This is a genomic window from Streptomyces violens (genome assembly GCF_000717745.1).
Classification (GTDB): Bacteria; Actinomycetota; Actinomycetes; order Streptomycetales; family Streptomycetaceae; genus Streptomyces; species Streptomyces violens.
The window spans coordinates 478,114-497,122 of record NZ_JOBH01000010.1 but is presented as its reverse complement, the minus strand read 5'-3'; the positions used below and the strand labels follow the sequence as shown (position 1 = coordinate 497,122).

Here is a 19,009-nt window from a genome sequence, read left to right as displayed (position 1 = left end):
AGGAGACAGAGAACGGGAGCAGTCGATGAGCACAGCAGACGACGGCGCGGACCGCGGCTCGGACCGCAGCCTCGGACAGCTGGTGGCCCACGCCACCACCGAAGTGTCCGCACTGGTGCACGACGAAATCGCGCTGGCCAAGGCCGAGCTGCGGAACGACGTGAAGCGGGCCGGTGTCGGCGGGCTGGCCGGCGGGGCGGCAGCCATCGTGCTGCTCTTCTCCCTGCCGATGCTCAGCTTCGCGCTGGCCTACGGCATCCAGGCATGGAGCGGCTGGCACCTCTCGGTCTGCTTCCTGCTGTCCTTCGCGGCCAACGTCCTGGTCGCCGGGCTGCTCGGCCTGATCGCGCTGGTGTTCTTCAAGAAGGCCAAGGCGGGCAAGGGCCCGCAGAAGACCGTCGCCTCGGCCAAGCAGACGGCGGCCGTCCTGGGGAACGTCAAGCCGCACCCGCGCCAGACTGTGGAGGAGCACCCGGCGGTCGAGAGTGTGACACGCTCGGCCGTATGACGGCTTCCGAATCCTCGCCGGCACCCTCGCCCGCATCGGTCCTGCGACTCGGCGTCCCCGGCGGCCATGAGGTGACGCACCGGGACGTCGCGGCCAACGGTGCGCGCTTCCACATCGCCGAGATGGGCGACGGGCCGCTGGTACTGCTGCTGCACGGCTTCCCGCAGTTCTGGTGGACCTGGCGGTACCAGCTGCCCGCGCTCGCCGAGGCGGGCTTCCGGGCGGTGGCGATGGACCTGCGGGGCGTGGGCGGCAGCGACCGCACGCCCCGCGGCTACGACCCGGCCAACCTCGCGCTGGACATCACCGGCGTGGTGCGCTCCCTCGGCGAGCCGGACGCCGCGCTGGTCGGGCACGATCTGGGCGGCTATCTGGCCTGGACGGCCGCGGTGATGCGGCCCAAGCTCGTGCGGCGGCTCGCGGTGGCCTCGATGCCGCACCCCCGCCGCTGGCGCTCGGCCATGCTCTCGGACGCCAAGCAGAGCCGCCGGTCCTCGCACATCTGGAGCTTCCAGCGGCCCTGGCTGCCCGAGCGGGCGCTGGTCGCGGACGACGCGGCGCTGGTGGGGCGGCTGATCCGGGACTGGTCCGGGCCCCGGCTGCCCGAGGACGAAGCGGTCGAGGCGTACCGGAAGGCCATGACGATCCCGTCCACGGCGCACTGCTCGATCGAGCCGTACCGCTGGATGGTGCGGTCGATGGCGCGGCCGGACGGGATCCAGTTCAACCGCCGGATGAAGTGGCCCGTACGAGTGCCGACGCTGCACCTGCACGGGTCGCTCGACCCGGTGATGCGTACGCGCAGCGCGGCCGGCTCCGGAGAGTACGTCGAAGCGCCCTACCGCTGGCGTCTCTTCGACGGTCTGGGGCACTTCCCCCATGAGGAGGATCCGGTCGCCTTCACCACCGAGCTCATCAACTGGCTGAAGGATCCCGAGCCGGACCGGTGACCTCGCGGCTTGCCCGTCACCGGTGCGGCGAAAGCCGCCGTGACGCTCCGCAGAACGGTGGGGAACGTGCGTTTGTCGAACAGCCACTTGCCTCGCGCATAGGCCAATTGACCGACACCGGTGCGGTTACGGACCGCGGGGCACGGGCAGAGTCGAGGGTATGGGCTGGACGCACGACTACCGTGACGTGGCACGCAACCGCCGCAGCAATGCCGCTGCGCTGGGCACCAAGGAGAGGAGCGCCCCGGACCTCCGGGCGGGCGGACCCCATGCGCTCGCCGACCCACTCGGCATTCCGCGCATCCTGCGCCGCCGTGCGCGCTGGATGACCGCGCGGCTCCGCCATCCGCGGAGCTGACCCCCGCTTCCCGGGCCTCGCCGCCTGAAGCGGCCGCGCCGCCGGAAGCCCGCAGGACGGGCTCACAGAGCGGCGGACGCTCCGCGCCATGCCTGGGCACCCGGAGACCCCGGGGAGCCTTCGCAGCCGCCCCGGGGCCCCTTCCCACATCTCTCACATCGCGCAGCCCTGGCTGTCGACAGGTCGCTGGGCCGTACGGCCCCGCTCGATATCGGTGCGGACCTCGTCGGCCGTCAGGGCGTAACCCGTGCTGTCGTCGTCGAGGGACTTGGCGAACACCACGCCGTAGACCTCGCCTTCAGGGGTGAGCAGCGGGCCGCCGGAGTTGCCCTGCCGGACCGTGGCGTAGAGGGAGTACACATCGCGCGCGACCGTGCCGTGGTGGTAGATGTCCGGGCCGTTGGCCTGGATACGGCCGCGGACGCGGGCCGAGCGGACGTCGTAGCCGCCGTTCTCCGGGAAGCCGGCGACGATGGCGCTGTTGCCGCTGCGCGCGTCCTGGTCGGTGAAGCGGAGCGGGCGCGCCTGCAGGTCGGGTACGTCCAGTACGGCGATGTCCCGCCGCCAGTCGTACAGCACGACCTTCGCGTCGTAGACCCGGCCCCGGCCGCCGATCTGTACGGTCGGGTCGGACACGCCGCCGACGACGTGCGCGTTGGTCATGACGCGGTGCGGCGCGAAGACGAAGCCGCTGCCTTCGAGGACCTTGGCGCAGCTGGTGGCCGTGCCGACGACCTTCACGATGGACTGCTTCGCGCGGGCCGCCACCGGGCTGCCCGCCAGCGCCGGATCGGGCGGCCGCACCTCCTGGATCGGCTCGTTCGAGAACGGCGTGAAGACCTGCGGGAAGCCGTTCTGCGCCAGTACCGAGGAGAAGTCGGCGAACCAGGTGTCGGCCTGCGCCGGGATCACCCGGGACACACCGAGCAGCACCTTGGAGTTCCGTACCTCCTTGCCCAGCGTCGGCAGGGACGTGCCCGCCAGGGCCGACCCGATGAGCCAGGCCACCAGCAGCATCGCCACGACGTTCACCAGCGCGCCGCCCGTCGCGTCCAGGGCGCGCGCCGGTGACCAGGTGATGTACCGCCGGAGCTTGTTGCCCAGGTGGGTGGTGAGCGCCTGTCCCACGGAGGCGCACACGATCACGATGGCGACCGCCGCGATGGCGGCGAAGGAGCCCGGTGTGGCGTCCTCGGTCACTTCGTTCCAGATCACGGGCAGCAGGAGGACCGCGATCAGGCCGCCGCCGAGGAAGCCGATCACGGACAGGATGCCGACGACGAAACCTTGGCGATAACCGACGACCGCGAACCACACGGCGGCGACCAACAGCAGGATGTCCAGGACGTTCACGCCCGCCACCGTCTCACGAGCGCCAGTCGAGCGGGACCTGCTTGTCCCGGTCCCAGGGCACTTCCCACCCCGCGTAATGCAGGATGCGGTCGATGAGACCGGCGGTGAAACCCCAGACCAGAGCCCCTTCGACGGTGAAAGCCGGGCCGACGTGGCCACTCGGATGGCGGGTCGTCACGCGGTGCGCGGGGTCCGTGAGATCGGCCACGGGCACCGTGAACACCCGGGCCGTCTCCGCCTGGTCGACCACGCCGACCGGGCTGGGCTCGCGCCACCAGCCGAGCACCGGCGTCACCACGAAGCCGCTGACCGGGATGTAGAGCCGGGGCAGCACTCCGAAGAGCTGCACACCGGACGGGTCCAGGCCGGTCTCCTCCCACGCCTCGCGCAGCGCGGCCCGCAGCGGACCGTCACCCTCCGGATCGCCGTCCTCCGGGTCCAGCGAGCCGCCGGGGAAGGACGGCTGGCCCGCGTGCGAGCGCAGCGTCCCGGCACGCTCCATGAGGAGCAGCTCCGGGCCGCGGACGCCCTCCCCGAAGAGGATCAGCACCGCGGACTGCCGGCCGCCGGTCTCGGGCGGCAGAAAGCGGCTCAGCTGCTGCGGCCGGACCGTCGCCGCCGCGTCGGCCACCGGGCGCAGCCACTCCGGCAGGCCGTCGGTGGTGACGCGGACGTCCCAGGCGGCCGCCCCCGTGCCGGCCGCCTGCGCTCCGTACGCCCCCTGTCCGTCCGTCTGCCGCCCGTACGTGTCCTGGCCGCACATCCCCTGCGCCGTCTCCTGTGCTCTCGTCATACGCGCCCCCTCAGGCCCTCATTGCGATGGTCACCGACGTACCGGGCGGTGGTCACGACATACCGGCCCCGGGGCCGTCCTGGCGTCACCCGTGCGTCATCCGGCCCCCAGGGGAGGCGCGGGCTCGCCCGGATAGCCGGCCGGGGGCCGCAGCCGCTGCCCCGGCTTGCCGCCCATCTCGTACTTGAGCAGCTTCTTCGCCTTCTCCGGGTCCGTCTCACCCTCGCCGTACGACGGGCACAGCGGCGCGATGGGGCAGGCGCCGCAGGCGGGCTTGCGGGAGTGGCAGACGCGGCGGCCGTGGAAGATCAGGCGGTGCGAGAGCATCGTCCACTCGCTCTTGGGGAAGATCTCGGCGATCTCCGCCTCGACCTTCTCCGGGTCCTCCTGGGCGGTCCAGCCGAAGCGGCGGACCAGCCGCCCGAAGTGCGTGTCGACCGTGAGCCCCGGGACGCCGAAGGCGTTGCCGAGCACGACGTTGGCGGTCTTGCGGCCGACGCCGGGCAGGGTCACCAGGTCCTCCAGCCGGCCCGGCACCTCGCCGTCGAACCGGTCGCGCAGCGCGACCGACAGGCCGAGCAGCGACCTCGCCTTCGCCCGGAAGAAGCCGGTCGGACGGATCAGCTCCTCCAGCGCCTCGGGGTCGGCAGCGGCCATGTCCTCGGGCGTCGGATACGCGGCGAAGAGGGCCGGAGTGGTCTGGTTGACCCGCAGGTCGGTGGTCTGGGCCGACAGGACCGTGGCGACCAGCAGCTCGAAGGAGTTACGGAAGTCCAGCTCGGGGTGGGCGTACGGATACACCTCGGCGAGCTCCCGGTTCATCCGGCGGGCGCGGCGGACCATGGCTACGCGGGACTCGGACTTACGGGCGGCAGGAGCCTTGGCGGGGGCCTTGGCCGCGGTCTTCGCGGGGGCCTTCTTCGCTGCTGTCTTCTTGGCGGGCGTCTTCTTGGCTGCCGTGGCGGTCTTCTTCGCTGCCGTCTTCTTCGGGGCCTCGGTGGCCTTCTTCGCTGCCGTCTTCTTCGCGGCCTCGGTGGCCTTCTTCGCGGTGGTCTTCTTCCGGGCCGCGGTGGCCTTCTTCGCGGCCGCTGTCCGCGCGCTCGTGGTGGCCGGTTTCGTGCGGGACGGACCGTCGCCCGGGGCAGGGTCCGCCGAAGCCTGCGCGGCGGCCTCGGCCGGCTCCCTCACCCCGGCGTTTTTCCCCGTCGGCGCCCTTTTGGCGGTAGCGGGCCCGGACAACTCGGAGTCCCGTTTCGGGGGCTTCGCGGCATTCGCGCTCGCCTGTTCGCCCACAGCAGAATCGCGGTCTGCGGTCACTCGTCCGGCCCCCTTGTCCTGTGCTCTCACCGGCGTATTGGACACTCGGCCAGACTAAGGCCACCCACTGACATCCGGCCCGATCACCAGGAATCGCGTCCCCAATCGGCCCCCTGCCTTATGACGGCGGACACCTGTCCGGCATCCTTGTGATTGATCGCACTGTTTTGCATTCCGGCATGATGGGGACCTACGTCACCCGGAGCATGTCGACAAGGAGAGAACTCGTGGACGACGTTCTGCGGCGCGCACCGCTCTTCGCGGCGCTCGATGACGAGCAGGCTGCCGAGCTGCGTGCCTCGATGACCGAGGTCACGCTTGCCCGTGGTGACGCCCTGTTCCACGAAGGGGACCCGGGCGACCGCCTGTACGTGGTCACCGACGGCAAGGTGAAGCTGCACCGCACTTCCCCCGACGGCCGCGAGAACATGCTCGCCGTCCTCGGCCCCGGTGAGCTCATCGGTGAGCTGTCCCTTTTCGACCCGGGCCCGCGCACGGCCACGGGTACCGCGCTCACCGAGGTGAAGCTGCTCGGCCTGGGCCACGGCGACCTTCAGCCCTGGCTGAACGCGCGCCCCGAGGTGGCCACGGCCCTGCTGCGCGCCGTCGCCCGCCGGCTGCGCAAGACCAACGACCAGATGTCCGACCTGGTCTTCTCCGACGTTCCGGGCCGTGTGGCGCGGGCCCTCCTGGACCTGTCGCGCCGCTTTGGTGTGCAGTCCGAGGAAGGCATCCACGTCGTGCACGACCTGACCCAGGAGGAGCTGGCCCAGCTGGTCGGCGCCTCCCGCGAGACGGTCAACAAGGCGCTCGCGGACTTCGCCGGCCGCGGCTGGCTGCGCCTGGAGGCCCGCGCGGTGATCCTCCTGGACGTCGAACGCCTCGCCAAGCGGTCGCGCTGACCGCTGCGCGTCAGCGCGCACACGTGAAGGGCCCCGCATCCGTGCGGGGCCCTTTCGCATGGGCGGCGCTCCGCCCTCAGACCAGCCCGTGCTCCCCCAGGTAGTCCAGCTGCGCCCGTACGGACAGCTCGGCCGCGGGCCACAGGGAGCGGTCGACGTCCGCGTACACGTGGGCGACGACGTCCGCGGCCGTACGGTGGCCCGCCTCGACCGCCGTCTCCACCTGGGCCAGCCGCTTGGCCCGGTGCGCGAGGTAGTACTCCACGGCGCCCTGCGCGTCGTTCAGCACCGGCCCGTGGCCCGGCAGGACCGTGGTCACCCCGTCGTCGACCGTCAGCGAGCGCAGCAGCCGCAGCGAGTCCAGGTAGTCGCCGAGGCGGCCGTCCGGGTGCGCCACCACCGTCGTACCGCGCCCCAGGATCGTGTCCCCGGTCAGCACGGCGGCGTCGGCCGGCAGGTGGAACGAGAGGGAGTCGGCCGTGTGCCCCGGGGTGGGCACGACGCGCAGCTCCAGGCCGCCGGTCGTGATCACGTCCCCGGCGGCCAGGCCCTCGTCCCCGAGGCGCAGCGCGGGGTCCAGGGCCCGTACCGGCGTACGGGTCAGCTCGGCGAAGCGGGCGGCGCCCTCGGCGTGGTCGGGGTGCCCGTGGGTGAGCAGGGTGAGCGCGACGCGCTTGCCGGCCCGTTCGGCGGTCTCCACGACCGCCTTCAGGTGGCTGTCGTCCAGCGGCCCGGGGTCGATGACCACGGCGAGGTCGGAGTCCGGCTCGGCGACGATCCAGGTGTTGGTGCCGTCCAGGGTCATCGCGGACGGGTTCGGCGCCAGTACGCAGTACGCGCGGGCGGTCGCGGCCCCCGAGAGCACGCCGCCGCGCGGCTGGCCGGGGAGTGCTGCTGCGTCGCTCATGCGGCGGGCCCTTCGGAGGAGCCGGGCGCGGCGCCACTATTGCCGGGCGCCGCTCCCGGGGGGATGTGTTTGGTGAATTCTTCGTGGCCCGGCCAGCTCAGCACGATCCGCCCCTCCGTGAGCTCCGCGCGCGCCAGTACGGGAGCGAGGTCCTGCCGTACGGAGGCGGCGAGCGCCTCGGAGGCGCTGTCGTACGGCTCCAGGGTGCGCAGCGTGGCGATCGTCGGCGGCATCATCAGCAGCTCGCCGCGGTCGTAGCCGGCCGCCGCCTCGGCGGGCCGGGTCCACACCGTACGGTCCGCCTCCGTGGACGCGTTACGGGTGCGCTGCCCTTCCGGGAGTGCGGCGACGAAGAACCACGTGTCGTAGCGCCGCGGCTCGAACTCCGGGGTGATCCACCGCGCCCAGGCCCCCAGCAGGTCGCTGCGCAGCACCAGGCCGCGGCGGTCCAGGAAGTCGGCGAAGGACAGCTCACGGTCGACCAGCGCGGCCCGGTCGGCCTCCCAGTCGTCCCCCGTGGTGTCGGCGACGACGGTGCCGGCGGACGGCCCTGCGAGCAGTACCCCGGCCTCTTCGAAGGTCTCGCGGACAGCCGCGCAGACCACCGCCTGTGCCACGGCTTCCTCGACGCCCAGCCGGGCCGCCCACTCGGCACGCGAGGGCCCGGCCCAGGCGACCGGCCGCTCGTCACGGGGGTCGACGGCGCCGCCCGGATACGCGTACGCGCCGCCCGCGAAGGCCATGGAGGCGCGCCAGCGCAGCATGTGGACGGTCGGCCCGTGGCCGGAATCGCGCAGGAGCATGACGGTCGCCGCACGGCGGGGCGTGACCGGCGTCAGCTCACCACTGGCGAGCGCCCTGATCCGGTCCGGCCATTCGGGCGGATACCACTGGCCATTGGTCGTCGTCGACATGGCCGGATGCTATGCGTTCACGCGCGGATGTTCGAGAGGGCACCGCGGGGCTGGGGTTCGCGCGGGTGGGGGCTTCGCGTGGGGTTTGGGGAGCGGGCGGCGCGCATACGAGGCGCGGGCGTGGGTCCCCACTCATCCCATACCCGGCGGGGTAGGGGGTGAAGCGGATGGGGCCGTGCAGGCCGGGGCCCGTTCGTGGTGGGCCGTTCACACCGGGGCCGACTCAGGCTGCCCTGACGCGTCCGCCCCGCCGTCGCGCCGTACGTAACGTACGGCGCGACGGCGGGGCGGAGGAAACGTCTCAGCCGGGGAACCGGCCAGTTCGCGATCTCGGCCGGGAAACCGCTCAGTCCGCGATCTCGACCTGGATCTCGACCTCGACCGGTGCGTCGACCGGCAGCACGGCCACGCCCACCGCGGAGCGGGCGTGGACGCCCTTGTCGCCGAGGATCTCGCCGAGCAGCTCGCTCGCGCCGTTGAGGACGCCGGGCTGGCCCGTGAAGTCCGGCGCGGACGCCACGAAGCCGACGACCTTCACGACCCGGACGATCTTGTCCAGGTCGCCGGTCACGGACTTCACGGCCGCCAGCGCGTTCAGCGCGCAGACGCCGGCCAGCTCCTTGGCCTGCTCGGGGCTGACCTCGGCGCCGACCTTGCCGGTGGCCGGCAGCGCGCCGTCCACCATCGGCAGCTGGCCCGCGGTGAAGACGTACGCGCCGGAGCGCACGGCCGGCTGGTACGCGGCCAGCGGAGGCACGACCTCGGGGAGCTTCAGCCCGAGGGCAGCGATCTTCTCCTCGACCGCGCTCACGCCTGCTTCTCCCGCTTCAGGTAGGCCACCAGCTGCTCGGGGTTGTTCGGGCCCGGCACGACCTGGACCAGCTCCCAGCCGTCCTCGCCCCAGGTGTCCAGAATCTGCTTCGTCGCGTGCACCAGCAGCGGCACGGTCGCGTATTCCCACTTCGTCATGGGGCGAGCGTAATGCCTGTACACGGCGCCCGAAGACGCGCGTCCGCGGCGCCCCGGTACGCGTCTGCCGCGCACCCGAAGGCGCGCGCCGGACCGTGGCATACGCGACAGGCCCGGCGTCTCGTGCGTAGCAGCCGGGCGGACTGGTTAGGCTCCTTGGCGTGAGCAGGCTCCATGTCGTCAGCGGCAAGGGCGGTACCGGCAAGACCACGGTCGCCGCTGCCCTCGCGCTCGCCCTGGCCACCGAGGGGCAACGCACCCTCCTGGTCGAGGTCGAGGGCCGGCAGGGCATTGCCCAAGTATTCGAGACCGAGGCGCTGCCTTATGAGGAGCGCAAGATCGCTGTATCTCCTGGAGGCGGGGAGGTGCACGCGCTGGCCATCGATGCCGAGCGCGCGCTGCTGGACTACCTCCAGATGTTCTACAAACTCGGCGGAGCCGGGCGCGCCCTGAAGAAGCTCGGCGCGATCGACTTCGCCACGACCATCGCCCCGGGGCTGCGGGACGTCCTGCTGACCGGCAAGGCGTGCGAGGCGGTCCGCCGCAAGGACAAGAGCGGGCGCTTCGTGTACGACGCGGTCGTCATGGACGCGCCGCCCACGGGCCGCATCACGCGCTTCCTGAACGTCAACGACGAGGTGGCCGGGCTAGCGAAGATCGGCCCGATCCACAACCAGGCGCAGGCCGTCATGCGCGTACTGAAGTCACCCGAGACGGCCGTCCATCTGGTGACGCTGCTGGAGGAGATGCCGGTCCAGGAGACCGTGGACGGCGTCGCCGAACTGCGCGCCGCCGGGCTGCCGGTGGGCGGCGTGGTCATCAACATGGTCCGGCCCACGGTGCTCGCCCCCGACGAGGTGGACCTGGCCGCGAACGGCGCCCGTGCGGGCATCGCGGCGGCCCTCTCCAGCGCCGGACTGGGCGGCGCACGCCGTGGCGGCCGCGCCGAGCGGCTCATCGATCCGCTGCTGGAGCAGGCCCGCGAGCACGCCGAGCGGGTCGCTCTGGAGCGTGCGGAACACACCGAGATCACCGGGCTCGGGCTGCCGACGTACGAACTGGAGCTGCTGGCCGAGGGCGTGGACCTGGCCGGGCTCTACCGGCTGGCCCGCGAACTGCGGAAACAGGGACCGATATGACATCGGAGTACACGACCTTGGACGCTTCGGCTCCGCATCTGGACGTGGACGCGCTGCTCGACGACCCGCAGACCCGCATCGTCGTCTGCTGCGGTTCGGGCGGTGTCGGGAAGACCACCACGGCGGCCGCCCTGGGCGTCCGCGCGGCGGAGCGCGGCCGACGGGCCGTCGTCCTCACCATCGACCCGGCCCGCCGGCTCGCGCAGTCGATGGGCATCTCCGAGCTGGACAACGTCCCGCGTCAGGTCAAGGGCGTGAGCGGCCCCGGAGGCCGGGGCGAGCTGTACGCGATGATGCTGGACATGAAGCGTACGTTCGACGAGATCGTCGAGACGCACGCAGACAAGGAGCGGGCCAGGGCGATCCTGGAGAACCCCTTCTACCAGTCCCTGTCGGCCGGGTTCGCCGGTACGCAGGAGTACATGGCCATGGAGAAGCTGGGCCAGCTGCGCTCCCGCGACGAGTGGGACCTGATCATCGTCGACACCCCGCCGAGCCGGTCCGCGCTGGACTTCCTGGACGCGCCCAAGCGGCTGGGGTCCTTCCTGGACGGCAAGTTCATCCGGGTCCTGATGGCGCCCGCGAAGGTCGGCGGCCGAGCCGGGATGAAGTTCCTGAATGTCGGCATGTCGATGATGACCGGCACGCTCAGCAAGCTGATGGGCGGCCAGCTGCTCAAGGACGTCCAGACGTTCGTGGCCGCGATGGACACCATGTTCGGCGGCTTCCGTACCCGCGCGGACGCCACGTACCGGCTGCTGCAGGCCCCCGGGACCGCCTTCCTGGTCGTGGCCGCACCGGAGCGGGACGCGCTGCGCGAGGCGGCGTACTTCGTGGAGCGGCTGGCCGCCGAGCAGATGCCGCTGGCCGGCCTCGTACTGAACCGCGTACACGGCAGCGGAGCCGACCAGTTGAGCGCGGAACGGGCGCTGGCGGCCGTCGAGGCGCTGACCGACATGACCGGAGCGGGGAACTCCGCACCGGCGGACGGAGGCGGCCCCGAAAATCTTGGCGAGGGCGGAATTGTGGATCTCGAGGGCGGGAAGGCTGGATCACGTACCGCCGACGCTCCCTCCCCCGCTGCGCCGGCGCTGCACGAGCAAGATTCTCCCGCAACTCCCGAATCGAAGCAGTCCCCCGAGGACCGGTCGGCGCGACTCGCCGCCGGTCTGCTGACCCTGCATGCCGAACGCATGCAGGTGCTCGCGCGCGAGCGGCGCACCCGCGACCGCTTCACCGCGCTGCACCCTGAAGTACCGGTGGCCGAGATCACCGCTCTGCCCGGTGACGTCCATGACGTCGCGGGACTGCGCGAGATCGGCAACCGCCTCGCGTCCGGCACCGACACCAACGACGCGGGCACCACGAACGAAGCAGGCTGACACAGGCCAAGACGGCCTGCAGAAAGGCCAAAGCGGCCTGCAGCACGGGCCAGCAGACACGCAGACGCAGCAAGACCGCGCAGTCAGCGCACTCATCGGGTCCGCGCATCACGCGCCGACCTCCGTGCGCCGGTGCACACCGGCGGCCGATTCCGCCGCCGCGGCGACACTCCTCACCGCGTTGGTGGACTCACCCACCCCACTGGTGGGCTCACCGCGTTGGTGATCACGGCAACCGCGCGCGTCGGCTCAACAGGCCGACTCAAGCGCCGACGGCCATGCCGCAGTCGGCGCCCACCTGACCCGACCGGATCTGCGCCGGGTGTTCATGTCCCGGCCGACGGGCCGGGGACCACGGGCCGGCTCAGCCGACCGCGGCGAAGTTGTTGTCGTACTCCTCGTCTTCGCAGTCCACGAGAATCCCCGCGCTGCGCTCGTATTCCGTACGTGCCGTCTCCAGCAGCCGGCGCCACGAGGTGACGGTCGGGCGGCGGCGCAACAAGGCCCTCCGCTCGCGCTCCGTCATCCCGCCCCACACGCCGAATTCGACGCGGTTGTCCAGCGCGTCGGCGAGGCATTCGGTCCGCACGGGGCATCCGGTGCAGACCGCCTTGGCGCGGTTCTGCGCTGCCCCTTGAACGAACAGCTCATCCGGATCGGTCGTGCGGCAGGCTGCCTGTGCACTCCAGTCGGTTACCCAGCTCATGCTGGCGCCGTCCTCTCCCGAATCGAGGCTCCCCCACGGCGGCAAGCGGCATATTCACCGTTGCCAGTTGAGGACGTTACGGAAGGCAGGCAGGGCGCAACACCCCCTTCGGGCCCAATCTTGAATGGTCCGAACGGACTATGCGTATGCGGCAGATCACCCAACGGAGTGAGCGCAGGGCATACGTCGCTTTTCTGGCAGGCCAGGACAGTTCAGGGTGTTTCCCACAGGTCACGGACGAGCGCGGGCGACACAAGCGGGCAATCCGGTCACCGGTCCCGCGGCAGAAAAAGGGGATGTGCTGGTGCGGAACCACGTTCGAGTGACAGGCGTGAACAGAGTAAGCGAACAGATGCGCCCCTGTCCGGTGATTGAGAACGTAGGGTGCCCTCATGGGTAAGAAGCGCGACGGTGGCGGACTCACCGCGACCCAGCAGGCCGCGAAGTTCCTCGGCGTGAGTGTCCTGGCCGGTGCCGTGCTGGCCGGCCTGGCCCTTCCCGCCGCCGGCGCGCTGGGTCTCGCCGCCAAGGGGACGGTCGAGGGGTTCGACGACATCCCGTCCAATATGAAGACACCGCCGCTCAGCCAGCAGACGAAGATCCTGGACGCGAACGGCGGCGAGATCGCCAAAGTCTACTTCCGCAACCGCACGGTGGTGGACCTCAAGGACATCTCCCCGTACATGCGGAAGGCGATCGTCGCCATCGAGGACTCGCGCTTCTATCAGCACGGCGCGGTCGACATGAAGGGCATCCTGCGCGCGGTCAACAAGAACGCGCAGTCCGGCGGGGTTTCCCAGGGCGCCTCGACGCTGACGCAGCAGTACGTGAAGAACGTCTTCGTCGAGGAGGCGGGCAACGACCGGGACAAGGTCGCGGAGGCCACTCAGCAGACCATCGGCCGCAAGGTCAGGGAGCTGAAGTACGCGATTCAGGTCGAGAAGGAGCTGGGCAAGAAGAAGATCCTGCAGAACTACCTGAACATCACCTTCTTCGGGCAGCAGGCGTACGGCGTGGAGGCCGCGGCCCAGCGGTACTTCAGCAAGCCCGCCAAGGACCTGAACCTCCAGGAGTCGGCACTGCTGGCCGGCATCGTCCAGTCGCCGAGCCGGTACGACCCGGTCAACGACCCGGAGGAGGCGACCAAGCGGCGCAACACCGTGCTGCAGCGGATGGCCGACGTCCACGACATCACCCAGGCACAGGCCGACGCCGCCGCGAAGAAGCCGATCGAGCTGCACGTCAGCACCCCGCGCAACGGCTGCATCACCGCCGTCGACGGCGCCGGCTTCTTCTGCGACTACGTCCGCGAGGCGTTCCTGAACGACCCGGTCTTCGGCAAGACTCCCAAGGCGCGACTGGCCCGCTGGCAGCGCGGCGGCATGACGATCCGTACGACGCTGGACCCGCAGGCCCAAAAGGCCGTACAGAAGTCGGTCAGCAATCACGTGTACGACTCCGACCCGGTCGCCACCGCGGCAACGCTGGTCGAGCCGGGCACCGGCAAGATCCGCGGCATGGGTCAGTCGCGGCCGTACGGCTTCAAGGGCAACCAGACCCAGATGAACCTGTCCGTGGACGGCGACATGGGCGGCGGCGCCGGCTACCAGCCGGGCTCGACCTTCAAGCCCGTGATCGCGGCGGCCGCACTGGAACAGGGCGTCAGCCCGAACAAGGTGTACCCCTCCCCGTACCGCATGCAGTACCCGAGCCCGGTCTCCACCTGCAAGGGCATGTGGAACGGCAGCGCGCCGGTGGAGAACGAGAACCGCAGCGAGAAGGGCCCGTACGGCATGAAGGAGGCGACCGCGAAGTCGGTCAACACCTACTTCGTGTCGCTGATCAGCGACGTCGGCATCTGCCCGGTCACGAAGATGGCCGACAAGATGGGCATCAAGCGGGCCGACGGCAAGGACATCGACCAGGTCCCGTCGATCACCCTGGGCACGCAGGAGATGTCGCCGCTGACCATGGCGGCGGGGTACGCGGCGTTCGCCAACCGCGGCGAGTACTGCACGCCGGTCGCCATCGAGTCGATCACCGGCCCCGACGGCAAGGCGATGAAGGTGCCGCAGACCAGCTGCCACCGGGCCATGTCGGAGAAGACGGCCGACACCATAAACACGCTTCTGCAGGGCGTCGTCGAGGACGGCACCGGCAAGGAGGCCGGCCTCAGCAGCCGGCCCAGCGCGGGCAAGACCGGTACGACGGACGGCCGTTACGCCGCCTGGTTCGTGGGCTACACCCCGAACATGGCGGGCGCGGTCTGGGTCGGCGACCCCGAGCACAAGCGGCGGATGGTGGACATCAACATCGGCGGCCGTCCGTACGACAAGGTCTTCGGCGGCCAGGTGCCGGGGCCGATCTGGCGCGACGCGATGGCCGGGGCGCTCGCCGGCAAGCCCGCGCCGGGCTTCCACACGGTGCCGATCCGCGACCCCAAGAGCAAGAAGAAGGACCGGGCCAAGCCGCCGGCCCGTACGGACGACAAGCCCGGCGGGGGCGGCATCGACCTCCCCGACCTGCCCGATGTCATCGGGGGCGGGGGCAACGGCGGCGGTGACGGCGGCTGGTCCTGGCCGGGCGGCGGGCACGGGCGCGGGCACGACAGGTGAGATGCGCGTGAGGCGCGAAGAAAGGGGCGCCCCCTCGGGGGGCGCCCCTTTTCACGTCAGTGCGCGGTCGGCCCGCCACGCGGCGCTCAGCCCGCGAGCAGCTTCTTCACCGTTGCGGCCACCCGGCCGCCCTCGGCGCGGCCCGCGACCTTCGGGTTCACGATCTTCATGACGGCACCCATGGCCTTCGGCCCCTCGGCGCCGCTGCCCTTGGCCTCCGCCACCGCCTCGGCGACCAGCTGCTCCAGCTCGTCGTTCGTGAGCTGCTTGGGGAGGTAGTCGGCGAGCACCTCGCCCTCGGCCTGCTCGCGCGCGGCCTGCTCGGCGCGGCCGCCCTTCTCGAACGCCTCGGCGGCCTCGCGGCGCTTCTTCGCCTCGCGCGCGATGATCTTCTCGACCTCGCCGTCCGACAGCTCGCGGGCTTCGGTCCCCGCGACCTCCTCCTTCTGGATCGCGGTCAGCGTGAGGCGGAGGGTGGCGGAGCGCAGTTCGTCGCGCGCCCTGATCGCTGCGGTGAGGTCGTCCTGCAGCTTCGTCTTGAGCGTGGTCATGACCCAAGTTTGCCAGGGCGCGAGGGGTACCGCGCGGAGTTATCGGGCGGAGCGCCCATCGGGGAGCGCTCGTAACCCGTACGAAAGCAAGATCATCCCGCCCGGTGGTGCTCCCGTAGCCCGCTCTCTGCCACGATGGGGCCATGCGCGCGCGATACGGAGTACCCCTGTCCCTCACGGCGGTCGGCGCGGCCGGCCTCGCCTACGCCGCCGGCATCGAGGCCCGCTCCTTCCGGCTGCGGCGGGTGACGATCCCCGTACTCCCGCGCGGTATGCGGCCGTTGCGGGTCCTGCAGGTGTCCGACATCCACATGGTCAGCGGTCAGCGCAAGAAGCAGCGCTGGCTGCAGTCCCTGGCCGGCCTCCGCCCCGACTTCGTCGTCAACACCGGCGACAACCTCTCCGACCCCGAAGGGGTACCGGAGGTACTGGACGCGCTGGGCCCGCTGATGGAGTTTCCCGGTACGTACGTCTTCGGCTCGAACGACTACTACGGACCGAAGCTGCGCAACCCCGCCCGCTACCTGATCGAAAAGGTCCAGGGCCGACACGGACTGAACGGCAATCCGCCCGCCGTCGGCGTCGTCCACAACCCGTGGGAAGAGCTGCGGGACGCGTTCGACGCGGCGGGCTGGGTCGGCCTGTCCAACACCCGCGGCCGCCTCAAGCTCGAGGGCATCGAGATCGCGCTGACCGGCCTGGACGACCCGCACATCAAGCGCGACCGGTACGCCGAGGTGGCCGGCGGCCCCGAGGAGGGCGCCGACCTCTCCCTCGCCGTCGTGCACGCTCCGTACCTCCGCTCCCTGGACTCCTTCACCGCGGACGGCTACCCGCTGATCCTCGCCGGGCACACCCACGGCGGCCAGCTGTGCATCCCCTTCTACGGCGCCCTGGTCACCAACTGCGACCTGGACACGGGCCGCGTCAAGGGTCTCTCCACCCACTCCGCGGGCGAGCACACCTCCTACCTGCACGTCTCCGCGGGCTGCGGCACCAACCGCTACACCCCTGTGCGCTTCGCCTGCCCGCCGGAGGCGACGCTGCTGACGCTGGTGGAACGGGGCTGAGGGACTGGGGCAGGGACCCGGGCCCCGGGTTGGGCCCGGGCCCCGGCCCCCGGTGCGGGAAGCCTCTTCGTCCCACTCCAGGCTCCCCGTACCGTCCCCAATCCCCCCATAACCCGTCTAGCGTGGAGGGATGATCGACCCGACCCGGTCCGACCCCACCCGTTCCTCGCATTACGCGACCGGCCCGGCCGGCGCCTCGGCGCTCACCCCGTCCTCCGCGGTCGCGCCGCACGCCCGCCGCCCGCTCGCCGCCGTCCTCCGCGTCCTGCTCGCCGCGGCCGCGGCCACCGGCGTCGCTCTGAAAATCAGCCTCTCCGCCGACCTGCCGCGCGCACTCAGCGACTTCTCCGTCCAGGCCGGCGCCGCCTTCGCGCTCTGCACCCTGTGGTCGGCGTACCGCATCGGAAGCGGCCGCCGCCCCGTCTCCCCCCGGATCACCGGCGCCCTCCTCCTCTACGTACTCGCGGCCGCCGCGCTCCACCACACGCACCTCGCACCCGGCACCGGCAGCTCCCCCGTGACCGGCAAGGTCGCCGACCAGCTCCTGCACACGGTCACCCCGCTCGGCGCCGTACTGGACTGGCTCCTCCTGACCGTCCCGCGCCAGTACCGCCTCCGCCACACCTGGCAGTGGCTCGCCTACCCGGTCCTCTACCTCCTCGTCGCCCTCCTCCGCGGCGCCCTGCTCGCCCCGGGCACCCCCGGCCGCTACCCCTGGCCCCTCCTGAACACCGCCACCCACGGCTACCCGGCCGCCCTGTTCCACGCCCTCCTCGCCCTCCTGGCCCTCTCCCTCCTCGCCGCGCCCCTCCTCGCAATCGACCAGGTCAGGCCCGCTCCCCCGCGCCCTGGATACCGGATTTCGCGTACGGGGATCGGTCCGCTAAAGTATTCAAATCCCGCCACCCCGACTGAAGAAACACCAGGTCAGCCCTGGTCTTCCGGTAAGGAAGACCAGGGCTGAGTGGTTTCCAGGGCCCTGTTGGGAGAAATCTGGGAGAAGATCTTGGAATCCGTCTCCCAGCGGCCCGCTACCGACGCCCCGTCAGGCGCTGCCGCAGCAGATCGTTCAGCACGGCCACGGGTGACGTAGGACACATCGCCAGCCGCGCATCGAGCGCCGCCTCCCACATCGCGGTGAGCCCGGCCGTCAGCTCCTCCCGCATCTGCCGCGTGATGTGGCTGTACCGAGCCTGAACCGACCCGTCTATGTGCCCCATGCGCTCGTCCATGAGCTTCGTGGGTGTACGCAGCTCCTCCATGAGCGTCTTGTGGGTGTGCCGAAGCCCATGAGGAGTCAGCCCCTTGGCGATCGGCAGCCAGCACGCATCAGCACGCCCTTGGGCGCCTCTCCCCCGCGCTGGCACCCCCGGCCACGGATCGCCGAGCAGCGGCACAGGACGCGCCTCCTGCGGCGCCTTCTTCGGGTACCAGCCGGAGGCGGCCGGCGTGAACAACCATGTGGCGAAGCCGTTTCTGCGCCAGTGGGCCGCCTGGTCCATGGCTCCTCCACCCCGCCTGAAGCCGAGTGCGGTGATGGCTTCCTGCACGCGCTCCCTCGTCGCTTCCGCTACGACGTCGGGCCGGTTGAGGACATTGGACGCAGTGCCGGTGGAGACCCCGGCACGCCTTGCCACATCAGCGACCTTCGCGCCGGACTCCCCGGTCCGAGAGATGCCTTGCCCGCGGAAGACGTAAGTCCTTCTGTGGCAGGGGCAAGGCGTGGGCTTCGTACGCGTCACATGCCTGGACAGCAGGCTGACGAGCCAGGGTGGTGCGTCGATTGTGCGGTAGCTGTCGTCCTTCGGAGGGCAGTGCTCGAACTCCCCCGTATCCAGCTCGTAGAGCTGCCACTCGACCCGCAGGGCCCGCGGTCGCAGGAACTGTGTCTCCAACCCTACGAGTTCGCCCCAGCGCACACCGGTGTACCCCTTCGTGACGCAGGCCACGAACTCGTCGTCGCGGCCGGAGAGGAGCGAGGCTCGCTCGGCAACGAGCAGGATGCCGAGCGGGTCGGTAATCACCTTCTCCGGGCCTCGGTCGCGTGAGCGGCCGGCACGCTTGCCTCGGCCCCTGCGCTTAGTGGCCGGGTTGGCGCTGATGAGCCCCTCGTCGACGGCGTCTTCCAGCACCAGGTGCAGCGTGCCGCGCCACGTCTTCACGCTGGACGGTGCGTAGAGGGCTTTCTCCCGCTTCTCCCAGGCCTCGACGTCGGTGCGCTGGATCGAGGCGAGCGGGCGTTCCTCGAACTCGGGAAGCAGATGTTCCTCAAGGTGTCGGCGGTAGTTCTGCATGGTTGAAGCAGCGAGGTCCTGGGCCGCGTACCACCGCGACGCGTAGTCCCCGAAGGTGATCAAACCGGCTGCAGGGTCTCTCCAACTGCCGGTTCGGACCTTCGCCTCTTCTGAATCAGCCGCGCGTTTCGCTTCGCGCTTGGTGCGGAAGCGGATTACCTCTCCGCTGCCGTCGGCCACCGTGCCGTACTTGCCGGTGGAGACCTTGTACCGGCCGCGCCAGTACGTACCGCGGTTCTCCGCGAATCCCATACTCCCCCTCGTCAAAAAGGCGGCGGGTG

At 70.9% G+C, this 19,009-nt stretch carries 19 protein-coding genes; 9 read left to right on the top strand and 10 right to left on the bottom strand.

Annotation, left to right across the window (positions count from 1 at the left end; genetic code table 11):
* Window positions 1–25 precede the first annotated feature (25 nt).
* The 3 genes from IF04_RS0121435 (at window position 26) to IF04_RS0121425 (ending at window position 1,816) form a co-directional block, all read left to right on the top strand.
* On the top strand, window positions 26–508 hold the full coding sequence (locus tag IF04_RS0121435) for a phage holin family protein (RefSeq protein WP_030260129.1): 483 nt from the start codon (window positions 26–28) through the stop codon (window positions 506–508).
* Window positions 505–1,458: an alpha/beta fold hydrolase gene (locus tag IF04_RS0121430; protein WP_030260125.1), complete on the top strand. Its 954-nt coding sequence runs from the start codon at window positions 505–507 to the stop codon at window positions 1,456–1,458. Before IF04_RS0121435 ends, IF04_RS0121430 begins: the two co-directional genes overlap by 4 nt.
* A gap of 160 nt (window positions 1,459–1,618) precedes the next feature.
* Window positions 1,619–1,816: a hypothetical protein gene (locus IF04_RS0121425; RefSeq protein WP_030260123.1), complete on the top strand. Its 198-nt coding sequence runs from the start codon at window positions 1,619–1,621 to the stop codon at window positions 1,814–1,816.
* Window positions 1,817–1,969: 153 nt separating this feature from the next.
* On the opposite strand, the gene IF04_RS0121420 is transcribed toward IF04_RS0121425, so the two are convergent.
* From IF04_RS0121420 to nth, 3 genes are all read right to left on the bottom strand, one after another.
* Window positions 1,970–3,169 (bottom strand): MarP family serine protease, encoded by a 1,200-nt coding sequence (locus tag IF04_RS0121420; protein WP_030260120.1) that lies wholly within the window; start codon window positions 3,167–3,169, stop codon window positions 1,970–1,972.
* A gap of 13 nt (window positions 3,170–3,182) precedes the next feature.
* Window positions 3,183–3,932, bottom strand: a complete 750-nt coding sequence (locus IF04_RS0121415) for an NUDIX hydrolase (RefSeq protein ID WP_051831418.1) — start codon at window positions 3,930–3,932, stop codon at window positions 3,183–3,185.
* A gap of 126 nt (window positions 3,933–4,058) precedes the next feature.
* Window positions 4,059–5,150 carry an endonuclease III gene (gene nth / locus IF04_RS0121410; RefSeq protein ID WP_078600567.1) on the bottom strand — a complete coding sequence of 364 codons (1,092 nt, stop codon included), beginning with the start codon at window positions 5,148–5,150 and terminating at the stop codon, window positions 4,059–4,061.
* A 356-nt stretch (window positions 5,151–5,506) separates the two neighbouring features.
* On the opposite strand from nth, the gene IF04_RS0121405 reads away from it, so the two are divergent.
* Window positions 5,507–6,181, top strand: coding sequence for a Crp/Fnr family transcriptional regulator (locus IF04_RS0121405; RefSeq protein ID WP_030260115.1), 675 nt, complete (start codon window positions 5,507–5,509; stop codon window positions 6,179–6,181).
* Window positions 6,182–6,257: 76 nt separating this feature from the next.
* Here IF04_RS0121405 and IF04_RS0121400 read toward each other — a convergent pair whose 3' ends face one another.
* The 4 genes from IF04_RS0121400 to sp36 form a co-directional block, all read right to left on the bottom strand.
* A complete protein-coding gene (locus IF04_RS0121400) occupies window positions 6,258–7,088 on the bottom strand; it encodes an MBL fold metallo-hydrolase (protein ID WP_030260112.1) in 831 nt (276 codons plus the stop codon).
* Window positions 7,085–8,002: an NUDIX hydrolase gene (locus IF04_RS0121395; RefSeq protein ID WP_030260108.1), complete on the bottom strand. Its 918-nt coding sequence runs from the start codon at window positions 8,000–8,002 to the stop codon at window positions 7,085–7,087. The genes IF04_RS0121400 and IF04_RS0121395 overlap by 4 nt, the downstream gene beginning before the upstream one ends.
* A gap of 346 nt (window positions 8,003–8,348) precedes the next feature.
* Window positions 8,349–8,813 (bottom strand): RidA family protein, encoded by a 465-nt coding sequence (locus tag IF04_RS0121390; RefSeq protein ID WP_030260103.1) that lies wholly within the window; start codon window positions 8,811–8,813, stop codon window positions 8,349–8,351.
* Window positions 8,810–8,971 carry a Sp36 family protein gene (sp36, locus tag IF04_RS38375; protein ID WP_003975360.1) on the bottom strand — a complete coding sequence of 54 codons (162 nt, stop codon included), beginning with the start codon at window positions 8,969–8,971 and terminating at the stop codon, window positions 8,810–8,812. The genes IF04_RS0121390 and sp36 overlap by 4 nt, the downstream gene beginning before the upstream one ends.
* Window positions 8,972–9,132: 161 nt before the next feature.
* Here sp36 and bagA point away from each other — a divergent pair, with 161 nt between their 5' ends.
* On the top strand, window positions 9,133–10,110 hold the full coding sequence (gene bagA / locus IF04_RS0121380; protein ID WP_030260100.1) for an ATPase BagA: 978 nt from the start codon (window positions 9,133–9,135) through the stop codon (window positions 10,108–10,110).
* A complete protein-coding gene (gene bagB, locus IF04_RS0121375; RefSeq protein WP_030260097.1) occupies window positions 10,107–11,492 on the top strand; it encodes an ATPase BagB in 1,386 nt (461 codons plus the stop codon). The genes bagA and bagB overlap by 4 nt, the downstream gene beginning before the upstream one ends.
* Window positions 11,493–11,856: 364 nt before the next feature.
* Here bagB and IF04_RS0121370 read toward each other — a convergent pair whose 3' ends face one another.
* The gene (locus IF04_RS0121370) at window positions 11,857–12,198 is read right to left on the bottom strand and encodes a WhiB family transcriptional regulator (RefSeq protein WP_030260093.1); all 342 of its coding nucleotides are present in this window, start codon (window positions 12,196–12,198) and stop codon (window positions 11,857–11,859) included.
* A gap of 392 nt (window positions 12,199–12,590) precedes the next feature.
* Here IF04_RS0121370 and IF04_RS0121365 point away from each other — a divergent pair, with 392 nt between their 5' ends.
* Complete coding sequence (locus IF04_RS0121365; protein ID WP_030260088.1) at window positions 12,591–14,813, top strand: transglycosylase domain-containing protein; 2,223 nt, start codon at window positions 12,591–12,593, stop codon at window positions 14,811–14,813.
* Window positions 14,814–14,899: 86 nt separating this feature from the next.
* On the opposite strand, the gene IF04_RS0121360 is transcribed toward IF04_RS0121365, so the two are convergent.
* The gene (locus tag IF04_RS0121360; RefSeq protein WP_030260085.1) at window positions 14,900–15,364 is read right to left on the bottom strand and encodes a GatB/YqeY domain-containing protein; all 465 of its coding nucleotides are present in this window, start codon (window positions 15,362–15,364) and stop codon (window positions 14,900–14,902) included.
* A 143-nt stretch (window positions 15,365–15,507) separates the two neighbouring features.
* On the opposite strand from IF04_RS0121360, the gene IF04_RS0121355 reads away from it, so the two are divergent.
* Together IF04_RS0121355 and IF04_RS0121350 are read left to right on the top strand one after the other, a co-directional pair.
* Complete coding sequence (locus IF04_RS0121355; protein ID WP_030260081.1) at window positions 15,508–16,434, top strand: metallophosphoesterase; 927 nt, start codon at window positions 15,508–15,510, stop codon at window positions 16,432–16,434.
* A 130-nt stretch (window positions 16,435–16,564) separates the two neighbouring features.
* Window positions 16,565–17,398, top strand: coding sequence for a Pr6Pr family membrane protein (locus IF04_RS0121350; protein WP_063829504.1), 834 nt, complete (start codon window positions 16,565–16,567; stop codon window positions 17,396–17,398).
* Between the two features lie 67 nt (window positions 17,399–17,465).
* Here IF04_RS0121350 and IF04_RS0121345 read toward each other — a convergent pair whose 3' ends face one another.
* Entirely contained in the window at window positions 17,466–18,980 is a 1,515-nt protein-coding gene (locus IF04_RS0121345; RefSeq protein WP_030260073.1) for a LacI family DNA-binding transcriptional regulator, read from the bottom strand.
* Between the last annotated feature and the right edge of the window lie 29 nt (window positions 18,981–19,009).

Excerpts from the sequence above, each read along its gene's own strand:
- IF04_RS0121435 (WP_030260129.1), top strand. The coding sequence starts at position 26 with ATGAGCACAGCAGACGACGGCGCGGACCGCGGCTCGGACCGCAGCCTC.
- IF04_RS0121430 (WP_030260125.1), top strand. The coding sequence starts at position 505 with ATGACGGCTTCCGAATCCTCGCCGGCACCCTCGCCCGCATCGGTCCTG.
- IF04_RS0121425 (WP_030260123.1), top strand. The coding sequence starts at position 1,619 with ATGGGCTGGACGCACGACTACCGTGACGTGGCACGCAACCGCCGCAGC.
- IF04_RS0121415 (WP_051831418.1), bottom strand. The coding sequence starts at position 3,932 with ATGTGCGGCCAGGACACGTACGGGCGGCAGACGGACGGACAGGGGGCG.
- IF04_RS0121400 (WP_030260112.1), bottom strand. The coding sequence starts at position 7,088 with ATGAGCGACGCAGCAGCACTCCCCGGCCAGCCGCGCGGCGGCGTGCTC.
- IF04_RS0121395 (WP_030260108.1), bottom strand. The coding sequence starts at position 8,002 with ATGTCGACGACGACCAATGGCCAGTGGTATCCGCCCGAATGGCCGGAC.
- sp36 (WP_003975360.1), bottom strand. The coding sequence starts at position 8,971 with ATGACGAAGTGGGAATACGCGACCGTGCCGCTGCTGGTGCACGCGACG.
- bagB (WP_030260097.1), top strand. The coding sequence starts at position 10,107 with ATGACATCGGAGTACACGACCTTGGACGCTTCGGCTCCGCATCTGGAC.
- IF04_RS0121370 (WP_030260093.1), bottom strand. The coding sequence starts at position 12,198 with ATGAGCTGGGTAACCGACTGGAGTGCACAGGCAGCCTGCCGCACGACC.
- IF04_RS0121365 (WP_030260088.1), top strand. The coding sequence starts at position 12,591 with ATGGGTAAGAAGCGCGACGGTGGCGGACTCACCGCGACCCAGCAGGCC.
- IF04_RS0121360 (WP_030260085.1), bottom strand. The coding sequence starts at position 15,364 with ATGACCACGCTCAAGACGAAGCTGCAGGACGACCTCACCGCAGCGATC.
- IF04_RS0121355 (WP_030260081.1), top strand. The coding sequence starts at position 15,508 with ATGCGCGCGCGATACGGAGTACCCCTGTCCCTCACGGCGGTCGGCGCG.
- IF04_RS0121350 (WP_063829504.1), top strand. The coding sequence starts at position 16,565 with ATGATCGACCCGACCCGGTCCGACCCCACCCGTTCCTCGCATTACGCG.
- IF04_RS0121345 (WP_030260073.1), bottom strand. The coding sequence starts at position 18,980 with ATGGGATTCGCGGAGAACCGCGGTACGTACTGGCGCGGCCGGTACAAG.